Raw genomic sequence first — 20,179 nt, forward strand, 5'->3', positions numbered from 1 at the left:
GCAATCACACCTGAAAGCGAATGTCAACCAGTCGTGCGAGATCCCCACTCAGGGCGGGGAGCGGGGCACCGGAGGCGGCCCCGGGCCCTCAGTCCACCACGCCGTAGAGCCTGTCCCCGGCGTCGCCGAGGCCCGGGATGATGTAGGCGTTCTCGTCCAGGCGCTCGTCCACGGAGGCCAGCACCACGTTCACCTCGGCATCCTCGAGCTCGCCGTTCAGCCGTTCCAGCCCCTCGGGTGCGGCCAGCAGGCACACGCACGTGATCTGCTCGGCGCCGCGGCGGTAGAGGAACTTGATGGCCTCGCTGAGGGTGCCGCCCGTGGCGAGCATGGGGTCCAGCACGTAGACCTGCCGCCCGGTGAGGTCGTCCGGGAGCCGTTCCGCGTAGGTGATGATGTCCAGGGTGGCGTCGTCCCGGGCCATGCCCAGGAACCCGACCTCCGCGGTGGGGACCAGACGGGTCATGCCCTCGAGCATCCCCAGCCCCGCGCGCAGGATCGGCACCACCAGCGGCCGCGGCCGGGCCAGCGCCACACCCTCGGTCTGCGCCACCGGGGTCTGCACGGTGACGGTCTCCACGCGCACGTCCCGGGTGGCCTCGTAGGCCAGGAGGGTTACGAGCTCCTCCACCAGCTGCCTGAACACGGGCGACGGCGTGTCCTTGTCGCGCAGCACGCTGAGTTTGTGGGCGACGAGGGGATGCTCCAAGACGGTGACTCGCATACCCCAGAATCTAGCAGTCGCCCGGCCCGCCCACTCACCACCCGGGGCCGCCGGGAGGGATCGGCACCGGCCGGCGGCACCCGGTGCCGCGCACCAGCTCGTCATCACAAATTCATCACACACCGCTGAACCTGAGGGATTCCCGAACACGTGTGTCCTATTCTCGTAAGCGTCACCCGACAGCGTTCTGTGCATCACACCCCCGGAAGGAACACATCGAATGACGGTTCCGGTTCTCGAGACGGAGAATCTGGTCAAGATCTACGGCCGGGGAGAAACCAGGTTCGACGCCCTCAAGGGCATCAACCTGGAGATCGGCAAGGGCGAGTCGCTGGCGATCGTGGGGAAGTCGGGTTCCGGGAAGTCCACCCTCATGCACCTGCTGGCCCTGCTGGACGGACCCACGCACGGCGTGGTGGCGCTCGAGGGAAGGCCCACCAACGACCTCAGCGCCAAGGAACTGAACGAGCTGCGCAACTCCGCCTTCGGATTCGTGTTCCAGCAGTTCTTCCTCACCCCTGGCCAGACGGTCCTGGAGAACGTGACGCTGCCGCTGAAGATCGCCGGTGTTCCCGCGGCTGAGCGCAAGCGCCGGGGCCTGGCGGCGCTGGAACAGCTGGAAATGGGGGACAAGGCCCAGAACAAGGCCACGGACCTCTCCGGCGGCCAGAAGCAGCGCGTGGTCATCGCCCGTGCGCTGATCAACGACCCGTCCGTGATCTTCGCGGACGAGCCCACCGGCAACCTGGACTCGGCCACCTCCCGCGTGGTCGAGGACATCCTCTTCGGTCTTAACCGGGACAAGGGCATCACCCTGGTGGTCGTCACCCACGACGAGGACCTCGCCCGGCGCTGCTCCCGCCAGATCCACCTGGTGGACGGGCGGATCGTGCCGGAGGCGGAGAAGGCCGCGGGCGGCGGCGGCGTCCCCGGTCCCGCGGCCGCCGACGACGCCGCACAGGCGCCCGCTGCCCAGGCAGCCGGCACACCCTGGGACGGCGCCCCGGAGGCCGCGCCCCATGAGGACACGGGCGGGCTGACCGTCAAGGAGCCGCGGACCGGCGCGATCGTGATGCTCAGCGAGGCGGACGTGGCCGAAATCGCCCGTGCCGCGCAGCAGCCGCCGCGAACGGGCAAGCACAGTGCCTCCCCCAGCACCCCCGAGCAGCCAGGAGCCACCGCGTGAAATTCATCGATCTGCTGCGCACGGCAATCGGCAACACGTTCCGGTCCAAGGCACGCACGGTGCTGACCGTGATTGCGATCTTCATCGGCTCGTTCACGCTGACCCTGACCTCCGGGATCGGCACGGGCGTCAACGACTACATCGACAAGACCGTGGCCGCGTTCGGCAACGACAACGCCCTGTTCGTGCAGAAGGTCTCCGAGCAGTCCACGTCCGGCGCGGGCCAGGACGACGGGCCCACCGAGTACAACCCGGACGACGCCAACGTGCGGATGGGCTTCGGCTCCATGAGCGGGCTGAGCGACTCGGACATCGCGAAGATCGAGAAGATCGACGGGGTGGAGTCCGTGGACCCCATGTACATGGTCACGCCCAAGTACCTCGAGGCGGCCAACGGCAAGAAGTTCACGCTGAGCCTGGGCTCTCCCCCGGAAGCGGACGGCCTGCAGCTCGAGGCTGGGAAGACGCCGGACCGCGCGAAGGACGAGATCCTGCTCCCGGCCTCATGGGTGGAGCCGCTGGGGCTGGGCTCCAGCCAGGACGCCGTGGGCAAGACCGTGAAGATCACCATCGGCAACGCCGTGGACGAGGACAAGGCGTTCACCGTCACGGTCTCCGGGGTCTCCCAGGCGTCCCTGGCGGGCTCCTCCGACAACCCCATCCCCTCCGCGGGGCTGAACAAGAAGCTCTACGACTACCAGGTCTCTGGCAGCCCCCGGAAGATCCCGAACTCCTACTTCACCGCCACGGCCACCGTGGACGACGCCTCCAAGCTGGGTGCCGTCAAGTCCCAGCTGGCGGACGAGAGCATGATGGGCAGCACCGTGGAGGACCAGCTCGGGATGTTCCGCGCGGTCATCAACGGGATCGTGTGGATCCTCAACTCCTTCGCCATCATCGCGCTGCTGGCGGCCGGTTTCGGCATCGTCAACACGCTGCTGATGTCCGTGCAGGAGCGCACCCGGGAGATCGGGCTCATGAAGGCCCTGGGGATGAGCGGCGGGAAGGTCTTCGGCCTGTTCTCACTCGAGGCCATCTTCATCGGCTTCCTGGGTTCCGCAATCGGCGCCGCCGTGGGCGTGGCCGCCGGCAGCATCATCAGCGGCGTGCTCTCCGGCGGCCTGCTCTCCGGGCTGCCCGGGCTGAGCCTGTTCCTGTTCGACCCCCTCAAGACCCTGCTCATCATCCTCGCGGTGATGTTCATCGCCTTCCTCGCCGGCACCATTCCCGCGGTGCGGGCCGCCCGGCAGGATCCCATCACCGCGCTGCGGTACGAGTAGTTCCCCCCCCTCAACGCACCACGCCGCGTAGTACTCACAGGAAGGACCGTCCTCATGAGCACCACCCCCAACGAGCCCCAGGATCCCCGTTCCGCAGTGCCCGCAGACCCGAACACAGATGACCCGCGGGCTACGGGTCACGGTGGTGTCAACGGCGTTCCCGCCGGTCAGCCGTACGCCGAACCCCAGAACTCCGGTCAGCAGTACGGCGAGGCCGGCGGCAAGTACGGCACCGCCGAGTACAACCCCGGGCAGTACACCGGCATGACGGAGCGCCCCGGCACGATCGACAAGCTGCTCAAGCTCACCATGACGTCACTGGGCATCTACGTGCTGAGCGGCATCGTGGGCCTCATCGCGGTCAACACCATCGACTTCGTCGAGGTCTACCGCAACATGGGCATGGACTCGGGCACCGCCACCGAGATGGCCGGCAAGGTCGGCGGCGTCGGCGGCGTCGGCGGACCGACCGGTTCGATCATCTCCCTGGTCATCGGCATCGCGCTGTACCTGCTGGTGTGGTCCAACCTCAAGAAGGGCAAGAACTGGGCCCGCATCCTGGGAACGATCTTTGCCGCCCTCGCCATCCTGGGCGGCCTGTTCGGTCTGATGGGCGTCTTCATCTACCCCGCGCCGTGGAACATCATCATGATCGTGCTGGCCCTCCTGAAGGTGGTCGTGGACATCCTCTGGATCGTCACCGCCTACAAGGCGCCCACCTCCGCCTGGTTCACCCAGAACCAGGTCCAGCGCTGAGCCGGATGGCTCTTCCGCACACCGCCAGGTCCATCCAGCTCTCGGGCTGGATGGACCTGGCTCTTTCCGAGGCCGCACTCACGGCGGGCTCCGGGGACGTTCCCATCGGCGCCGTAGTCCTCGATGCCGAGGGCGCGGTGATCGGACGCGGGCACAACCGCCGGGAGGCCGACGCCGATCCCACCGCCCACGCCGAGGTCCTGGCCCTGCGCGCGGCCGCTGCACGGCGCGGAGAGTGGCGGCTGGAAGGCTGCACGCTCGTCGTGACCCTGGAACCGTGCGCCATGTGCGCCGGCGCGGTCGTGCTCTCCCGCATCTCCACGGTTGTGTTCGGCGCGTGGGATCCCAAGGCGGGAGCGTGCGGCTCGGTGTTCGACATCGTGCGCGACCCCCGGCTCAACCACTGGGTGGAGGTCACCGGGGGTGTCAGGGAGGAGGAGTGCGCGGCCCTGCTGCGCGACTTCTTCCGCGGCCACCGGCACGGCCGCTGACGCCGACGAGGTCGCACGCACCAGTACGCTCCCCGCGCACGGGTGCGCCCCGGTTTGGAGCGGTCGCGGGCGGGCCTGTAAAGTGTTGGGAGCTGGTGACGTGTCCGAGCGGCCGAAGGTGCATCACTCGAAATGATGTTTGGTGTCAAAGCCAACGTGGGTTCAAATCCCACCGTCACCGCCAGTGGCCGAGGGCCCTGCTCCCCCGAGATCTCGGGGAGGCAGGGCCCTCACTCATACTCCAGGGATGCCCCGTGGACGCACGGCGCCGCCTCTCACACCGGGATCTCCCGGTCCGGGCCAATCCGCTTCATTACCAGCGTCGAGTTCAGCCGCTGCACCCCGGGCAGCCCGCTGAGCACGGTGTCGTAGAACTTCTGGTAGGCCGCGAGATCCGCGACCAGCACCCGGAGCATGAAGTCCGGTTCGCCGAAGAGCCGCTCCGCCTCGATGATCTGGGGGATCTGCTCCACCATGGTCTCGAACCGGGCGATCACCGTCGGCCCGGTGTGCTCCATGCGCACGAACACGAGGGCCTCGAACCCCAGCCCCACGGCCTGCGGGTCCACCACCGCGCGGTAGTGCTGGATGGCTCCGGAACGCTCCAGCTCCTTGAGCCGCCGGTGGCACGAGGACAAACTCAGACCCACCTGCTGGGCGAGGTCCGTGGTGCTTGCTCGACCATCGCCCTGCAGCAGTGAAAGGATCTTCCGGTCGAGTTTGTCCATGCCGAGAATCCTCTCACGAAAACCGTCTTCCTATTGGAGATAAGCAAGCACATTTCACCGTCCGCCGCATAGTGTTTCGCCCGGAAAGGGGAATTGCATGGACGTGACGCTGATGACGGAGTTCTGGGTGCTGGGCTTCCTGCTGGTGCTGGTGCCGGGACCGGACTGGGCCTACGCGATCGGTGCGGGACTGCGCGCCCGCTCCGCGGCACCGTCCGTCCTGGGGATGCTCTCCGGATACGTCGTCGTGGTCACGGTGGTGGCCGTGGGCGTGGGCACCCTGGTCACCAAGTACCCGGTGGCGCTGACCACCATGTCCGTGGTGGGTGCGGGATACCTCCTCTACCTCGGAACCACCGCTCTGACGGCCCGCAGCGAGGGCGGCATCACCGCCGGGAACATCCCCCTGGACACCCGCGGATCCACGCAGTTCGTCAAGGGCCTGGGCGTCAGCAGCCTCAACCCCAAGGGCCTGCTGCTCCTCATGGCCCTGCTGCCCCAGTTCGTGAGCCCGCAGGGGTGGTCCTCCACCGGACAGATGCTGGTGCTGGGAGGGCTGCACATCCTCAACTGCGCCGCGGTCTACTTCGCGGTGGCGCTGCTCTCCCGCAAGCTTCTGGGCTCCCGCCCGGCCGCGAGCGCCGTGATGTCCAAGCTCGCCGGGGTCATGATGCTCGTGGTGGGGCTCGGAATCCTGGCCGAGAAGGCGGGCGAGCTGCTCGGCTGACACGCGCCGTCGTGCCCGGTCTGGATACCCACCGCCCTAGGATGTAGCGCGGACCACATTCTCCGCGCGCTCGAACGCGCCCGGGCAACGACCCCGCCGACCGCGGCCGGGCCCCGGGAGCCGAGGGCAGCGCGAGCACCGACACGACGAGGAGCACAGCATGAGCGACGAGCAGCCCGTGGGCCACCTGGGTAGCAACGGCGAGGACGTCCCGAACGCCCACTACGTCCGCACGGGTGAGCACACCTTCCGCACCACCGTGCACACGCAGGGCGCGTGGAGCCCCCTGGAGCAGCACATGGCGGCGTCCTCCGGGCTGCTGGTGCACGAGATCGAGCGCAACCACCCGCGCGAGGACGTGCTCCCGGTGCGCTTCTCGTTCGACATCCTGGGCTTCATCGCGGGCGGCGAGATCGAGGTGCACACCCGGGTGCTGCGCCCCGGCAAGACGATCGAGCTGCTCGAGGCCACCATGAGCAGCGGCGGGCGCGACTGCATCCGGCTGAGCCTGTGGCGGCTGAAGACCTCGGACACCCAGGACGTGGCCGGCGGGGAGATCGAACCGTTGACCCCGCTGGAGGAGTGCGAGCCGCTGGACATGTCGGAGGTCTGGGACGGCGGGTTCATCGGGTCCCTGGAGGGCCGCGTGGCCCGCGCGCCCCGCCCCGGCAGTGGTGCCGGCTGGCTGCGGATCGGCAACGACATCGTGGCGGGTGAGCAGTCCTCGAACACCGCCCGTTTCATCAGCGCCGTGGACTCCGCGAACGGGCTCGCACCGCGCGTGGAGATCGGACCGTGGGCGTTCCCCAATGTGGACCTGAGCATCCACATGTTCCGCGCCCCCGTCTCCGCGTGGGTGGGCCTGGATGTGAATGTGGAGTTCGGCGGGGACGGCGTGGGCCTGACCCACTCGGAGCTCTTCGACGAGCAGGGCCCTGTGGGACGGGTGGCCCAGGCGCTGACCGTGCGCCGCATGGGCTGAGGGGCACCGCCCCGGCGCGGGGCGGGGCTCATCACACTTCGCCATCCGATGGGGCCGAAGTTGACGGGCAACCCTAGAATAGCGGCTGGTTCCCAGAAGATTCCGGACGGGGTAGCACCCCAGGAGGTCCCAGCACGTGAGCAGCATCCTGATCAATGTGACCGACCGCGAGGGCGAGCGCACCGAGGGCGTGGAGTGGAAGGACTACGAGTCGCTCATGGAGTGCCTCACCCGCCACAAGTTCCCCATCCTGGCCACGTGCGGCGGCAACGCGTCCTGCTCCACGTGCCACTCCTACCTGAACCAGGAGGCGTTCGTGAAGACGGGCGGCCCCAACGAGGAGGAGGAGGACCTCCTCGAGATGCTGGACGACACCCGCCACGACAACTCCCGCCTCACCTGCCAGGTGGAGTGGTCCGAGGACCTCGAGGGCGCGGAGATCACGATCGCCCCGGAGTGGTGAGTCCCGCTTACTGACACGGAGTTGGAAACCTCGCGTCCCGTGGACGAAAGTTGGGGCATGACAACTCTCCGGGAGGATCTCACCACCCGCGCCGCCTACGTCTCGGACGCCTCGATCTACCGCAGGCTGCCCCGGGCCGTGGCGGAGCCGCGCTCGGTGCAGGAGGTCCGGGAGCTGCTCGCCACCGCGCGGGAGAACGGCTGGCCCGTGATCTCCCGCGGCGGTGGCACGTCCGTGGCGGGCAACGCCATCGGCGAGGGTCTGGTGGTCGACACCTCCCGCCACTTCAACCGCATACTGGAGATCGACCCCGCCGCCCGCACGGCGCGGATCGAACCCGGTGTGGTCTGCGACCAGTTGCGGGACGCCGCCTCCGAGTTCGGCCTCACCTACGGTCCGGATCCCTCCACGCACTCGCGCTGCACCGTGGGCGGGATGGTGGCCAACAACGCGTGCGGCTCCCACTCGGTGGCGTGGGGCACGAGCGCCGCGAACCTCGTCTCGCTCACGGTCATGCTCGCCGACGGGCGCCTGGTCACCCTGGATGCCGGTGGCACCTCGGACGCCGCGCTGACTTCACAGCTTGAGCAGCTGCGGGACTCCCACCTGGCCATGCTGCGCACAGAGCTGGGACAGTTCCCCCGCCAGGTCTCGGGCTACGGGCTGCACTACCTGCTGCGGGAGAACGGCTTCGACACGGCCAAGGCCTTCGCCGGGTCCGAGGGCACGTGCGGGATCATCACCGAGCTCACCGTGAAGCTCGTGCCCAGGCCCGCGCACACAGCGCTGGCGGTGATGGGCTTCGAGGACGCGATCGCGGCGGCCACCGCCGCCCCGTCGTTCCGGGTCAGGGGCGTGACGACCATCGAGGGCATGGGCTCGGACCTCCTCGACGCGCTGCGCACCCGTCCGGGTCAGGAGAACGCCGGCCAGGAGCTGCCCAGCGGCGGCGGGTGGCTCTACTGCGAGGTCGCCGGAAACACCCCCGAGGAGGCGCTGGAAGCGGCCCGCACGCTGCCCGCCCTGGCTGGGGACGCCGTCGTCGGCTCCGTGGTGGTGGGCGATCCGGCCCGGGCCCGCGCCCTGTGGCACATCCGCGAGGCCGGCGCGGGCATCGTGACCCGCCTGCCGGACGGCGGCGAGGCGTGGCCCGGCTGGGAGGACTCCGCAGTGCCCCCGGCGCGGCTGGGCGAGTACTTGGGGGACCTCTACCGCCTGCTGGAAGAGATGGGCCTGCGCGGCATCCCCTTCGGGCACTTCGGCGAGGGCTGCGTGCACATCCGCATCTCCTTCGACTTCAACACCGAGCCGGGAGTGGCGCAGTACCGGGAGTTCATCGAACGCGCGGCGGAACTCGTGCACCGCTACGGCGGATCGGTCTCCGGCGAGCACGGTGACGGCCGCGCCCGCTCGGAGCTGCTGGGCACCATCTACACGCCCGAGGCGCTGAAGACCTTCGCCCGGTACAAGCGGATCTTCGACCCTGACAACGTCTTCAACCCCGGGGTGCTCGTGGACCCCGAGCCCATGGACCGCGGCATCCGCCCCGGTCCCGGTGCGCGGACCTTCGACCTCACGCCCGTGCACGCGTTCTCGCACGACGGCGGCTCCTTCGGCCAGGCCGTGAACCGCTGCGTGGGCGTGGGCGCGTGCCGCTCGGACAGTGGTGCCATGTGCCCCTCCTTCCACGCCACGGGGGACGAGGTGCACTCCACCCGCGGGCGCATGCGCTCCCTCGCGGAGATGCTGCGCGGCGAGCACCTCACCGACGGCTGGAAGTCCAAGGAGACCTACGAGGCCCTGGACCTGTGCCTGTCCTGCAAGGCATGCGCCACCGAGTGCCCTGTGAACGTGGACATGGCCACCTACAAGGCAGAGTTCCTGCACCACCACTTCCGCCAGGGCCTCACCTCCTTCGTGGGGCGCAACCGCCGCCCCATGGCCCACCTGACCATGGGGTGGATGCCGCTGCTGATGCGTATCGCCACGGCCGTCCCCGGCTCCCTGCGTGCGGTCAACGTTCTGGAGCGGTTCGCCCCGGTGGAGGCACTGACCAAGAAGCTCGGTGGGATCGAGCCACGACGGCGCATGATCCGCTTCAACGACACGCCCCTGACCTCGTGGTTCAGGGACCGCACCCGGCACGACGCCGCGGCGGGCCGGGCACGCGGTGGCGCGCGGGCGTCGTCGTCGAACGAGCAGCCGTCCGTGGTGCTGTGGCCGGACACCTTCACCAACTTCTCCGCGGACGGACCTGGCAAGGCCGCCGTGGAGGTGCTCGAGGCCATGGGCTACCGCGTGCTGATGCCCATGGGGAACGTGTGCTGCGGGCTCACGTGGCACTCCACCGGCCAGCTGGACATGACCCGCCGGACGCTGCTGCAGACCTTGGACGTGATGGCGCCGCTGATCGAGGCGGGGTACCCGATCATCGGGCTGGAGCCCTCCTGCACGGTGATGCTGCAGCACGAGATCACCGAGCTGCTGCCGGAGGACCCGCGGGCCCACGCGGTGCGCGGGCTGACCGTGTCCCTGGGGGAGTTCGCGGCGAAGCACCTGCAGGACGGCGGGGACTGGCCGTTCGACACGCTGCAGACGCGCCAGGGACCGAGCAGCGCAGTGTGCCAGGTGCACTGCCACGAGAAGTCCCTGGGGGACTACTCGCCGGAACTGACGGTGTTGGGCGAGCTGGGTGTGGACACCTCCGTGGTGGGCGGCGGGTGCTGCGGGCTCGCTGGGAACTGGGGATTCGAGCCGGGTCACTACGAGGTCTCCCAGCGCCTCGGCGAGCGCAACCTGTTCCCCGCAATCCGTTCCGCGGAGCCCGGGACGATCGTGCTGGCGGACGGCTTCTCGTGCCGCACGCAGATCGCGCAGGGCACGGATGCGGAAGGAGTTCACCTGGCACAGGTGATGCGTGCCGCATTGCGGGCTGAAAAGTAGGACACTGTTGCCATGATCACCACATCGCCCACCCCCAGGGGCACCCGTTCCGCCACCCGTCCGCTGCTTGCCGTGACCGCGCTGAGTGCGCTGCTCGTGCTCTCCGCGTGCGGCTCTTCGGACGACCCCCCCTCCGAGAACTCGTCCGGATCCGCGGCCCCGAGCAGCAGCACCTTCCCGAGCTCCGCGTCCCCCAGCGCCGCGGACGCGAGCGGCTCGGCGTCCCCCACGCCGTCGTCCTCCGAGCAGACTGCACAGGCCGCCGAGGCCTCCCAGTCCGAGCCGGAGGAGACCCGCAGGGCCTCCGCTCCGGAGGTCGGGATGCCCACGGCCAGCCCGTTCGACCAGCAGAAGGCCGACGCCCAGGCGGGTGCGGGCACGTGCGCGGCGGGCCAGCTCAGCGGTTCCGCGGCGCCCCAGCAGGGCGCGGCGGGCCACGTCATCGCGAGCGTCACCCTGACCAACACCGGCTCCACGCCCTGCACACTCAGCGGCTACCCGGGCGTCTCGTTCGTGAACGCGAGCGGTGCGGCGGTGGGTGCCCCCGCCTCCCGCGAGGAGACCGGCGGCGCGGGCGCCGTCGTGCTGCAGCCGGGCGCCTCGGCCACGTCCAGTCTGCAGATCACCCAGCCCGGTGTGGTCGGGCAGGTGTGCAACCCGCAGGACGTCACGGGCCTGCGCGTCTACCCGCCGGGCAGCTACGACTCGCTGGTCCTCTCCTACCCGGGCCAGGCGTGCGGCAACCCGAAGGTCTCCCAGCTGCAGGTCAGGGCATTTGGGTCCTGATCCGGTTCTGAACCTCTTCTCCCCTGCGACCGCGCAGTGGTTCGGGGCCGCGTTCGGCGGCCCCACGGCCGCCCAACGCGGTGCATGGGAGGCCGTGGCGGCGGGCCACCACGCCCTCGTGGTGGCCCCCACCGGCTCCGGCAAGACACTGGCCGCGTTCCTGTGGTCCATCGACCGCCTGCTCGGCGCCAAGTCCGCGTCGGCACTCCCCTCTGGCACCTCCGACGACGACACCGCGGCGTCCGGTGCCGTTCCCGCGGGCAGTGTGCGGACGGCGTCGGGAACGCCCGAGACCCCTCCCGCACGGCTCCGCGCCCCTTCTGGCACGGACCGCGAGGAGTTCCCGGACGAGGACCGCACCACGGTGCTCTACATCTCCCCGCTCAAGGCCCTGGGCGTGGATGTGGAGCGCAACCTGCGTGCGCCGCTGATCGGCATCACCCAGGCTGTGAAGGCCACCGGGGGCGATCCCCCGGAGATCTCCGTGGGCGTGCGCTCCGGGGACACCCCGCAGGCGATCCGCCGCGCCCTGCTGGCCCACCCGCCGGACATCCTCATCACCACCCCGGAATCCCTCTACCTCATGCTCACGTCCAAGGCGCGGGAGACGCTGCGCCACGTGGACACGGTGATCATCGACGAGGTCCACGCCGTGGCGGGCACCAAGCGCGGCGCGCACCTGGCGGTGAGCCTCGAACGCCTCGACGACCTGCTGGAGCGGCCCGCGCAGCGCATCGGGCTCTCGGCGACCGTGGAGCCGGTGGACACCGTGGCCGGGTTCCTGGGCGGTTCGCAGCCCGTGGACGTGGTGCGGCCCCCGTCCGAGAAGACGTGGGACCTCACTGTCTCCGTGCCGATCCCGGACATGACCGTGCTGGGCGGGGCGGCGGCGTCGCCGTCCGCGGATGGTTCCGCCGCGCTGGACGGGAACCTGGACGCCCCCGGGCAGCAGGCCACCGCGTCCATCTGGCCGCACGTGGAGGAGCGGATCGTGGACCTCGTGGAGGCGCACCGCTCCACGATCGTCTTCGCCAACTCGCGCGGGCTCGCGGAGAAGCTGACCGCGCGGCTCAACGAGATCCACGAGTTCCGTCTGGAGAACGCCGCCGAGCAGGCTCGCGGTGGCGGCGGGAATGACCGCGAGGGCGGCGATCCCGTGGCCGTGGGCGACGCACTGAATGGCCTGCTGGTCGAGAGCGGGCGGCGGGCCGCGGGAGTCGCTGTCGAGGGGGGCGCCGTCGCCCCCGGACCCGCACCACACGCCGCGATCCCGCGCCAGACCAACCGTTACGAGGGCACCTCCCCCGTGCTCGCGCGCGCGCACCACGGTTCGGTGTCCAAGGACCAGCGCACCCTGATCGAGGAGGACCTGAAGACCGGGCGGCTGCGCTGCGTGGTGGCCACGTCCTCCCTGGAGCTGGGGATCGACATGGGCCACGTGGACCTCGTGGTGCAGATCGAGGCCCCGTTCTCCGCGTCGTCGGGACTTCAGCGCGTGGGCCGCGCCGGGCACCAGGTGGGCGAGGTGTCGGTCGGGCGGATCTACCCCAAGCACCGCGGGGACGTGCGGGACGCCGCCGTGATCGCGGAGCAGATGCTCGCGGGGAACCTGGAGCCGCTCAGCGTGCCCGCGAATCCCCTGGACATCCTCGCCCAGCAGACCGTCTCCGCGGTCTCGGCGGAGGACGTGGACGTGGAGGCCTGGTACGACACCGTGCGCCGCAGCGCCCCGTTCCGCTCCCTGCCGCGTTCCGCGTACGACGCCGTGCTGGACCTTCTCGCCGGGCGGTACCCCTCCGACGAGTTCGCCCAGCTGCGCCCACGCCTGGTGTGGGACCGCGAGACCAGCACCCTGCAGGCCCGCCCCGGCGCGCTGCGCCTGGCGGTGACCAGCGGCGGCACGATCCCGGACCGCGGCCTGTTCCCCGTCTTCCTCGTGGGCGAGCAGGACTCCAAGTCCCCCAAGCGCGTGGGCGAGCTGGACGAGGAGATGGTCTACGAGTCCCGCGTGGGGGACGTGATCGCCCTGGGTGCGTCCAGCTGGCGGATCGAGGAGATCACGCACAACCGGGTGGTCGTGGCGCCGGCCCCGGGTGTTCCGGGCAAGCTGCCCTTCTGGCACGGGGACGGACTGGGGCGGCCCGTAGAGCTGGGGCACGCCGTCGGGCGCTTCACCCGCGAGCTCGCAGGCGCGGCGGCGCCCGAGGCCCGCGAGCGCCTGGCCGCCTCCGGCCTGGACGAGTGGGCGCAGGACAACCTGCTGGCGTACCTGGCGGAGCAGCGCGAGTCCACGGAGCACGTTCCCGACGACCGCACGCTGATGGTCGAGCGCTTCCGGGACGAGCTCGGGGACTGGCGCGTGGTGCTGCACAGCCCGTTCGGCACGCCGGTGCACGGGCCGTGGGCGCTGGCCGTCCGTGCCCGGCTGGACGAGCGCTGGGGTCTGGATGCCTCCGCCCAGGCCGCGGACGACGGCATCGTGCTGCGCGTGCCCGCCACGGACGAGGAGCCCCCCGGTGCGGAGCTGTTCCTCTTCGAGCCGGAGGAGCTCGAGCAGATCGTCACCGAGGAGGTGGGCGGTTCCGCGTTGTTCGCGTCCCGGTTCCGGGAGAACGCAGCCCGCGCCCTTCTGCTGCCGCGCGCGGACCCCGGCAAGCGCACGCCGCTGTGGCAGCAGCGCCAGCGCTCGGCGCAGCTGCTGGACGTCGCACGGAAGTACCCGCAGTTCCCGATCATCCTGGAGACGGTGCGCGAATGCCTTCAGGACGTGTACGACGTCCCCGCCCTGCTGCAGCTGCAGCGGGACCTGGCCGGGCGGAAGCTGCGGGTGGTGGAGACCACCACGGACTCCCCCTCGCCCTTCGCTCGCACCCTGCTGTTCGGGTACGTGGCGCAGTTCCTCTACGAGGGCGACTCCCCGCTGGCCGAGCGCAAGGCCGCCGCGCTGTCCCTGGACCCGGCCCTGCTCAACGAGCTGCTGGGCCGCGCCGAGCTGCGCGAGCTGCTGGACCCCGAGGTCATCGAGACCACCGTCCTGCAGCTGCAGCGCCTTGCCCCGGACCGCCGCCTGCGCGGGGTCGAGGGTGCAGCGGATCTGCTGCGCCTGCTCGGCCCCATGACCGCCGACGACGCCGCCCTGCGCCTGCGCGGGGACGGTTCCGTTCCTGCGGGGTCGGCGGCCGCGGGGTCCGCCTCCACCGGGGCAGGTGCCGCACCTCCCGACACTCCGGCACCCAGCACCGAGGCGTCGGAGGCGGCGTCGTTAGCGGCGTTGGAGGCGGCGAGCACCGCCGCGTCCGCCCGGATCGGCGACGGAGGCGGCCCTGAGGACGAGGAGGACACGGGGCGGGCCGAGGACCCCGCGTACCGGGCAATCTCCCCGGAGGCCGCGCGCGAGCTGCTGGACGCCCTCGTGGACACCAACCGCGCGATCGTGCTGCGCGTGGGCGGGCGCGAGGTGTACTGCGCGGTGGAGGACGCCGCCCGGATGCGGGACGCGCTCGGTCAGCCCCTGCCCATGGGGGTGCCGCTCGCGTTCCTGGAACCGGTCGCGGATCCCGTGGGGGACCTCGTCTCCCGGTATGCCCGGACGCACGGGCCGTTCAGTGTGGCCGAGGCCGCGCAGGCCCTGAGCCTGGGCCCCGCCGTGGTGGAGTCCGCGCTGCGGTCCCTGGCCAGGCAGCGGCGCGTGAGCGAGGGGGCGTTCCGCCCGAGCGGTGACCCGGCCGCGTCGGACTCGGAGTGGTGCGACATCGAGGTGCTGCGGACCCTGCGGCGTCGTTCGCTGGCGGCCCTGCGCGCGGACGTGGAGCCGGTGGACCCGCAGGCGTACGCCACGTTCCTGCCTGCGTGGCAGCACGCCGTGAAGGGGCACCAGCTGCGCGGGCTGGACGGGGTGATGACCGTGATCGACCAGCTCGCCGGGGTGCCGATCCCGGCGTCCGCGTGGGAGCCGCTCGTGCTCGCGCAGCGTGTGGTGGACTACCGGCCCGCCATGCTGGACGAGCTCATGGCCACGGGCGAGGTCATCTTCTCCGGCGCCGGGTCCCTGGGTACCGAGGACGGCTGGGTGGCGTTCCACCTGGCCGAGTCCGCGGAGCTCTCGCTGCCGCCCGTTGCGCAGCTGGACGCCACCGCGGAAGCCCTGGACTCTGCGCTCGAACGGGAGCTGCTGACGGTCCTGCAGGGCGGTGGCGCGTACTTCGCGTGGCAGCTGATCCAGCCCCTCGCCGCCGCGGGCGTGAGCGTGGACATGCCCCAGCTGCGCACTGCGCTGTGGAACCTGCTGTGGGCGGGGCTGATCACCAACGACACGTACGCCCCGGTGCGCGCGCTGATCTCCGGTGGTCACTCCGCGCACAAGACGCCCAAGCGGCCGGGGCGTTCCCGCTCGGCCGGGCGCCGGGGTGCGGCGCGGTTGCGCGCGGTGGGTCGTGGTCCGGCCGGCTTCGACCCCGCGGGTTCCTCCGACGACGCGGCTCCGTCCGGCACGCGCGTGGTCCGCGCCTCCGGGGGCGGCGAGGAGCGCACGACGGCGGGCCGGTGGTCCGTGCTGCGCCCCGAGCCCCTGAACCCCACGGTGCGGGCGCAGGCCCAGGCGGAGCTGCTGCTGGACCGCTACGGGATCCTCACGCGTGGACCCGTGGCGGTGGAGGACGTCCCCGGCGGGTTCTCGACGGTCTACAAGGTGCTGCGTGCCCTGGAGGACGCGGGGCGGGCGCGGCGCGGCTACTTCATCGAGGGTCTCGGGGCCGCCCAGTTCACGCAACCGGCAACGGTTGATGTGTTGCGCAGCTTCACGGACGACGACGCCGCTCGCAAGGCCGATCCCCAGGTCCTCGCCCTCGCGGCCACGGACCCCGCGAACCCGTACGGCGCGGCGCTGGACTGGCCGGAGGCGGTGGTGCTGGAGTCCAGCACAAAGCACCGGCCGGGGCGCAAGGCCGGTGCCGTGGTGATGCTCGTGGACGGCGCGCTGACCCTGTACCTGGAGCGCGGCGGCAAGACGGCGCTGGCGTTCGTCTCGGACCCCGCACTGCTCCACCTCGCGGCGGAGGCCGTGGCCGCTCTCGTGCAGCGCAAGGCCGTGGACTCGCTGGTGGTGGAGAAGGTCAACGGGGACTCGGTGCTCTCCTCGGAGGAGCTCGTCACCGCGGTGCGGGACGGGCTGCTCGCGGGCGGCTTCTACCAGACGCCCAAGGGCGTGCGGATGCGGGCGCCCGTGGGTGGGGGCAGGTCCTGACTTCTGCGGTCGTCCCTATCCCCCCAGGGTGATACCGCCCCGACACCATGGCTCTCATGGCCATGACGTTGCGACTGACGGACGAGCACGTTCTCGTCGGCCTCGCGTAGGCCGACGGCAACAGCCGGCAGGACGCGGTGATCCGCGCCATCCGTGGGGTGGCCGCACGCCTGGATCGACCATCCGCGACACCACGGGCCCCGCCGTCCACAAGGGCCATTCGGCCACGCTTGGGGAGTCACGACGTACGCTGATCGCCACACCCACAACCCAGGAGGCCCCGTGCCCGAAGGCGATTCCGTCTACCGCCAGTGCAAGATGCTGCGCGAGGCGCTGGAGGGTGCGGTGATCGAGAGTTCGGACTTCCGGGTGCCCGCCCTTGCCACCTCGGACGTCTCCGGGCGCACCGTGGTGGCGGTGGTGCCGCGCGGGAAGCACATCCTGATCCGGCTCTCCGCCGCCCCGAACACTGAGGAGATGAAGTCCGGTGCCGAGCCCCTCACCCTGCACTCGCACCTGATGATGGACGGCACGTGGCGGGTCTTCGACAGGGCTCACAACGACGACGCCGGGCACCTGGGGGAGCCCCGCACCAGCGGAGCCGACGCGGGTAGGAGCGGCGCAGATGCACGCGGACCAGGCAGGGCGACGTCGTCGTCTGGGCCGGGCGGCGTGCAACGGAGCCGGCCCGGCGCGAGCCCCTACCGCCCGCGCGGACAGGCCCGGCGAGGCGGCAGCGTGCGTTCCGCAGCCGAGTCGCGCACCCGGATCAGCGCCGACGTGTCCGTCGGGCAGGGCTCGCACACCATCCGCGCGATCCTGCGCACCAAGGACGTGGAAGCCGTGGGCTTCGACGTCAAGGACGTGCGCCTGGTGCCCACCCGGCTGGAGGACCAGGAGCTCGTGGGCTACCTGGGCCCGGACATCCTCGGCCCGGACTGGGACCTGGAGAAGGCCCTGGAACGGTTGAACGCCCAGCCGGACCGCGCGATCGGCACCGCCCTGATGGACCAGCGCAACCTCGCGGGGATCGGCAACGTCTACCGCGTGGAGGTGCTGTTCATGACCCGCACCAACCCGTGGGCCCGGGTGGACTCCCTGCCGGAGGGCAGGCTGCGCGAGATCGTCGTGCTCGCCCACAAGCTGCTGCACCTGAACAAGGACCGCTCGATGCGCTCCACCGTGGGCCAGGCGCCGCAGGGCCGCCCCCTGTTCTGGGCCTACGGCAGGGATGGTCAGCCGTGCCGACGCTGCGGGGTGCAGCTCAAGCGCGGGGAGATCGACGACGCCCTGCTCACCGTAGATCCCGCACCCTCACGCACTGCGGTCCAGCACCTGCGCACCATCGCGTGGTGTCCACGGTGCCAGGTCGCGGGCTGACGCGGCGCCCGGGGCTGCGGCCGACGACGTCGTGCCCCGCCGAAAGCTCCGGGCGACGGGATCTCGGCGACCCCACGCCTTCGCCAAAGCGACCCGCTTCCCGCTGAGGCAGCAGGCTGGCGGGGTCCCGAAGCCGCGGCCAACGACGTCGCACACCGGGCAGGGTCGTCACCAACCGGGCCGCGCCACCGCTGCCGCTGCCGCCGTCAGCGCGTGACCCAGGTCTTCCCGGTCACGCGGGACCAGTGCGCCACGTACCCGTTGGAGAACCGCTGCCGGACCTCGTTGCCGGCGCTGTACTCCTCGGTGGTGGGGTAGCCCCAGCCCCGCTCGTACCCGGCCTTCTGCCAGGCCCGACCGATGGCCCCGCTCTCCTTCACCGCGTGTGCGCCGCTGGCGGAGGACCAGAGGAACTTGTAGCCAGCTCCGGTGGAGGTGCGGAAGTTCTGGTAGACGCCACCGCGGACCAGTCCGCCGCGCTCGTTCATGGTCGGCTGGCCGAAGACGGCTGCTCCACCGAGCGCGGTGTAGCGGGTCTTGATCCCGCCGCGCACGGTGTACCCCTTCACCACGGGAGCAGCAGCGGCGGGAGCCACCTTCGTGGGCTGGGACGCGCCCCCCGCCACGGTGGTGCGCGCATCCGCCGGTCCCCCGCCGTTCGCGTAGCCGTAGGAGTCGACGGTGCCCACGAGCCGCCAGCCCTGCCCATTGCCGGACAGGGATCCGTCCACGTAGGTGAGGCCGATGCCGATGACCTGCATCTTGGGGTCGGTGAGCACCTTGTTGTGCGCGGTGGAGCCTTTCCACCACGTCACCAGATCGGTCACGGAGTGCTGCCAGGACAGTGCGTGGATCTCCCCCACCGCCGTGTAGGAACCGGCGCGCGGGTCCGTGAGGAACGTGTTGGAGTGGTCGATGACCTCCTGCTTGACCAGCCGGTCCGACTGCCCCTGCGAGATTCCGGACAGGGACGCCGAGTACTTCACGGGGGACAGCCCCTTGGACGCGCGGTGCGCGTTGATCAGCGACAGCATCTTCTGGGCGTCCGCGGTACGAGTTGCCGCGGACGCTGTGACGATGTCCTTCCCGGCGGCGCTCGCGGGTGCGGCGGTGCTCAGCCCCGCGATCAGCAGGGCCACGGCCAGCAGCAGCGCGGCGAGGGTACCGGACAGGGTGGCCGACAGCGGGTTCCGCGCACGGCGCGGGCAGGAGTTGAGAGAGGACATGGGGGCCCGTTTCGTCAGGGTGGGCGCTCGCGAGGACGCCGTGACAATTGGCCACGGGGCAGCGCGCGGGTGCACACGGTGAGGACAGTTGGTGGCGGCGGATGCGCGCCGTCCGGAGCTGAAGGAGTACAGCATCTCCGGCACGTGGGCCCGATGAGGGGGGAAGACCCGCGGGTAACGCTACCTCGCAGAAACTGCATTCGTATGCAACAGATCACAACATAACGGAAAAGTTACGACGCATTCCTGTCAAGCATCCCCAGGGGCCCTTCCGCGAGTGCCGCGTGCCCCCTGCGCCACGCCTCGTGGCTGCTCGGGGTCAGCCGCGACTCGACGACCGTCTCCCGCCCCGTCCTGGGGTGCGTGAACGCGATGGACCGGGCGATCAGCTGCAGCGGGTTGTCCGGGTCCTCCACGTCGAAGTCCTCGCGAGGGTCGGGGTAGAGCTTGTCTCCGCGCAGCGGCAGGCCCAGGGACGTCATGTGCACCCGGATCTGGTGCGTCCGCCCAGTCAGGGGCGCCACCTCGTAGAGACCCCACTCGCCGTCGTCATCCGTGAAGCGCTTCGCGAGCCGGACGTCCGTGACGGCGTTGACCTCGCCCGGCTCCTCGAACGCCTGCACCACGCCCTGGATCTTGCGGATCCGCGACTCCACCCGTACCGTCTCGCGGTCCACACGGTCGTTCACTCGGGCCACGGCCCAGTAGGTCTTGCGCACCGTGCGCTCCTGGAACATCCGGTGGAAGTCTCCCCTGTCCTCGGCGTGCCTGCAGAGCAGCAGCACCCCTCCGGTGGAGCGGTCAAGGCGGTGCAGGGCGGCGATCTCGTCGTTGTGGAACTGGCAGCGCGCGGCCACCACCACCGAGCGGCGCACGTTCTCTCCCTTGGGCGTGCTGCACAGCCCGTGCGGCTTGTCCACGGCGATGATCCACTCGTCCGCGTACAGCACCTCCAGCGTGACGGGCGGGGCGTCCTCGTCCGGCACGGGGCGGTGGAACCACACGGACGCTCCGGGGTCGTAGGGCGTTTCCGGGGACACGACGACGCCGCCGTCCCCGACCACACGACCGGCGGCCACCTGCTCGGCGAACCAGGCGGCGGCGTCGGGGAAACGGGCGGCGACGTACTCGACAGCCGTGGCCGGCATCCCGCAGGCCGCCAGAACCGGGTCGGGGGCGCCCGGGCCCGGCATCCGCACCCGGGTGGGGCCCACTCCGCGGACCGTGCGAAGCGGAGGGGTCACGCGGCGCCTCCCGGAACGCCT

15 protein-coding genes and 1 tRNA gene are annotated in these 20,179 nt (G+C 70.9%); 12 read left to right on the forward strand and 4 right to left on the reverse strand.

Features of this window, described 5'->3' with window-relative positions; all coding sequences use genetic code 11:
• Nucleotides 1–88: 88 nt before the first annotated feature.
• A complete protein-coding gene (gene upp / locus FS770_RS04705; protein WP_144941111.1) occupies nucleotides 89–724 on the reverse strand; it encodes a uracil phosphoribosyltransferase in 636 nt (211 codons plus the stop codon).
• Between the two features lie 220 nt (nucleotides 725–944).
• Between upp and FS770_RS04710 the strand changes: the two genes are divergently transcribed.
• The 5 genes from FS770_RS04710 to FS770_RS04730 all read left to right on the forward strand — a co-directional run bounded on the left by FS770_RS04710 (nucleotide 945) and on the right by FS770_RS04730 (nucleotide 4,621).
• Nucleotides 945–1,910: an ABC transporter ATP-binding protein gene (locus FS770_RS04710; protein WP_145010213.1), complete on the forward strand. Its 966-nt coding sequence runs from the start codon at nucleotides 945–947 to the stop codon at nucleotides 1,908–1,910.
• A complete protein-coding gene (locus tag FS770_RS04715) occupies nucleotides 1,907–3,190 on the forward strand; it encodes an ABC transporter permease (RefSeq protein ID WP_144941115.1) in 1,284 nt (427 codons plus the stop codon). Before FS770_RS04710 ends, FS770_RS04715 begins: the two co-directional genes overlap by 4 nt.
• Nucleotides 3,191–3,244: 54 nt before the next feature.
• Nucleotides 3,245–3,946: a hypothetical protein gene (locus FS770_RS04720; protein WP_145010216.1), complete on the forward strand. Its 702-nt coding sequence runs from the start codon at nucleotides 3,245–3,247 to the stop codon at nucleotides 3,944–3,946.
• Between the two features lie 5 nt (nucleotides 3,947–3,951).
• On the forward strand, nucleotides 3,952–4,437 hold the full coding sequence (gene tadA / locus FS770_RS04725) for a tRNA adenosine(34) deaminase TadA (RefSeq protein WP_145010219.1): 486 nt from the start codon (nucleotides 3,952–3,954) through the stop codon (nucleotides 4,435–4,437).
• A 94-nt stretch (nucleotides 4,438–4,531) separates the two neighbouring features.
• Nucleotides 4,532–4,621: transfer RNA gene (locus FS770_RS04730), tRNA-Ser, on the forward strand.
• 91 nt (nucleotides 4,622–4,712) lie between these two features.
• On the opposite strand, the gene FS770_RS04735 is transcribed toward FS770_RS04730, so the two are convergent.
• Nucleotides 4,713–5,165, reverse strand: a complete 453-nt coding sequence (locus FS770_RS04735) for an Lrp/AsnC family transcriptional regulator (protein WP_144941121.1) — start codon at nucleotides 5,163–5,165, stop codon at nucleotides 4,713–4,715.
• Nucleotides 5,166–5,262: 97 nt separating this feature from the next.
• Between FS770_RS04735 and FS770_RS04740 the strand changes: the two genes are divergently transcribed.
• The 7 genes from FS770_RS04740 to FS770_RS14205 all read left to right on the forward strand — a co-directional run bounded on the left by FS770_RS04740 (nucleotide 5,263) and on the right by FS770_RS14205 (nucleotide 17,688).
• Nucleotides 5,263–5,892 carry a LysE family translocator gene (locus FS770_RS04740; protein ID WP_145010223.1) on the forward strand — a complete coding sequence of 210 codons (630 nt, stop codon included), beginning with the start codon at nucleotides 5,263–5,265 and terminating at the stop codon, nucleotides 5,890–5,892.
• Between the two features lie 160 nt (nucleotides 5,893–6,052).
• Complete coding sequence (locus tag FS770_RS04745) at nucleotides 6,053–6,874, forward strand: thioesterase family protein (protein ID WP_145010226.1); 822 nt, start codon at nucleotides 6,053–6,055, stop codon at nucleotides 6,872–6,874.
• Nucleotides 6,875–7,010: 136 nt separating this feature from the next.
• Nucleotides 7,011–7,337, forward strand: coding sequence for a 2Fe-2S iron-sulfur cluster-binding protein (locus tag FS770_RS04750; RefSeq protein WP_055085542.1), 327 nt, complete (start codon nucleotides 7,011–7,013; stop codon nucleotides 7,335–7,337).
• A 57-nt stretch (nucleotides 7,338–7,394) separates the two neighbouring features.
• Nucleotides 7,395–10,280, forward strand: coding sequence for an FAD-binding and (Fe-S)-binding domain-containing protein (locus FS770_RS04755; protein ID WP_145010229.1), 2,886 nt, complete (start codon nucleotides 7,395–7,397; stop codon nucleotides 10,278–10,280).
• Nucleotides 10,281–10,292: 12 nt separating this feature from the next.
• Nucleotides 10,293–11,066 carry a DUF4232 domain-containing protein gene (locus tag FS770_RS04760; RefSeq protein WP_145010232.1) on the forward strand — a complete coding sequence of 258 codons (774 nt, stop codon included), beginning with the start codon at nucleotides 10,293–10,295 and terminating at the stop codon, nucleotides 11,064–11,066.
• Nucleotides 11,056–16,308 carry an Lhr family ATP-dependent helicase gene (locus FS770_RS04765; RefSeq protein ID WP_145010235.1) on the forward strand — a complete coding sequence of 1,751 codons (5,253 nt, stop codon included), beginning with the start codon at nucleotides 11,056–11,058 and terminating at the stop codon, nucleotides 16,306–16,308. The genes FS770_RS04760 and FS770_RS04765 overlap by 11 nt, the downstream gene beginning before the upstream one ends.
• A 282-nt stretch (nucleotides 16,309–16,590) precedes the next feature.
• On the forward strand, nucleotides 16,591–17,688 hold the full coding sequence (locus tag FS770_RS14205; RefSeq protein WP_144941129.1) for a DNA-formamidopyrimidine glycosylase family protein: 1,098 nt from the start codon (nucleotides 16,591–16,593) through the stop codon (nucleotides 17,686–17,688).
• A 206-nt stretch (nucleotides 17,689–17,894) separates the two neighbouring features.
• On the opposite strand, the gene FS770_RS04775 is transcribed toward FS770_RS14205, so the two are convergent.
• Nucleotides 17,895–18,914, reverse strand: coding sequence for a CAP domain-containing protein (locus FS770_RS04775; protein ID WP_055085532.1), 1,020 nt, complete (start codon nucleotides 18,912–18,914; stop codon nucleotides 17,895–17,897).
• 233 nt (nucleotides 18,915–19,147) lie between these two features.
• Nucleotides 19,148–20,158, reverse strand: coding sequence for a pseudouridine synthase (locus FS770_RS04780; RefSeq protein ID WP_244944737.1), 1,011 nt, complete (start codon nucleotides 20,156–20,158; stop codon nucleotides 19,148–19,150).
• Nucleotides 20,159–20,179 lie beyond the last annotated feature (21 nt).

The organism is Kocuria salsicia, assembly GCF_007681555.1.
Classification (GTDB): domain Bacteria; phylum Actinomycetota; class Actinomycetes; order Actinomycetales; family Micrococcaceae; genus Kocuria; species Kocuria salsicia.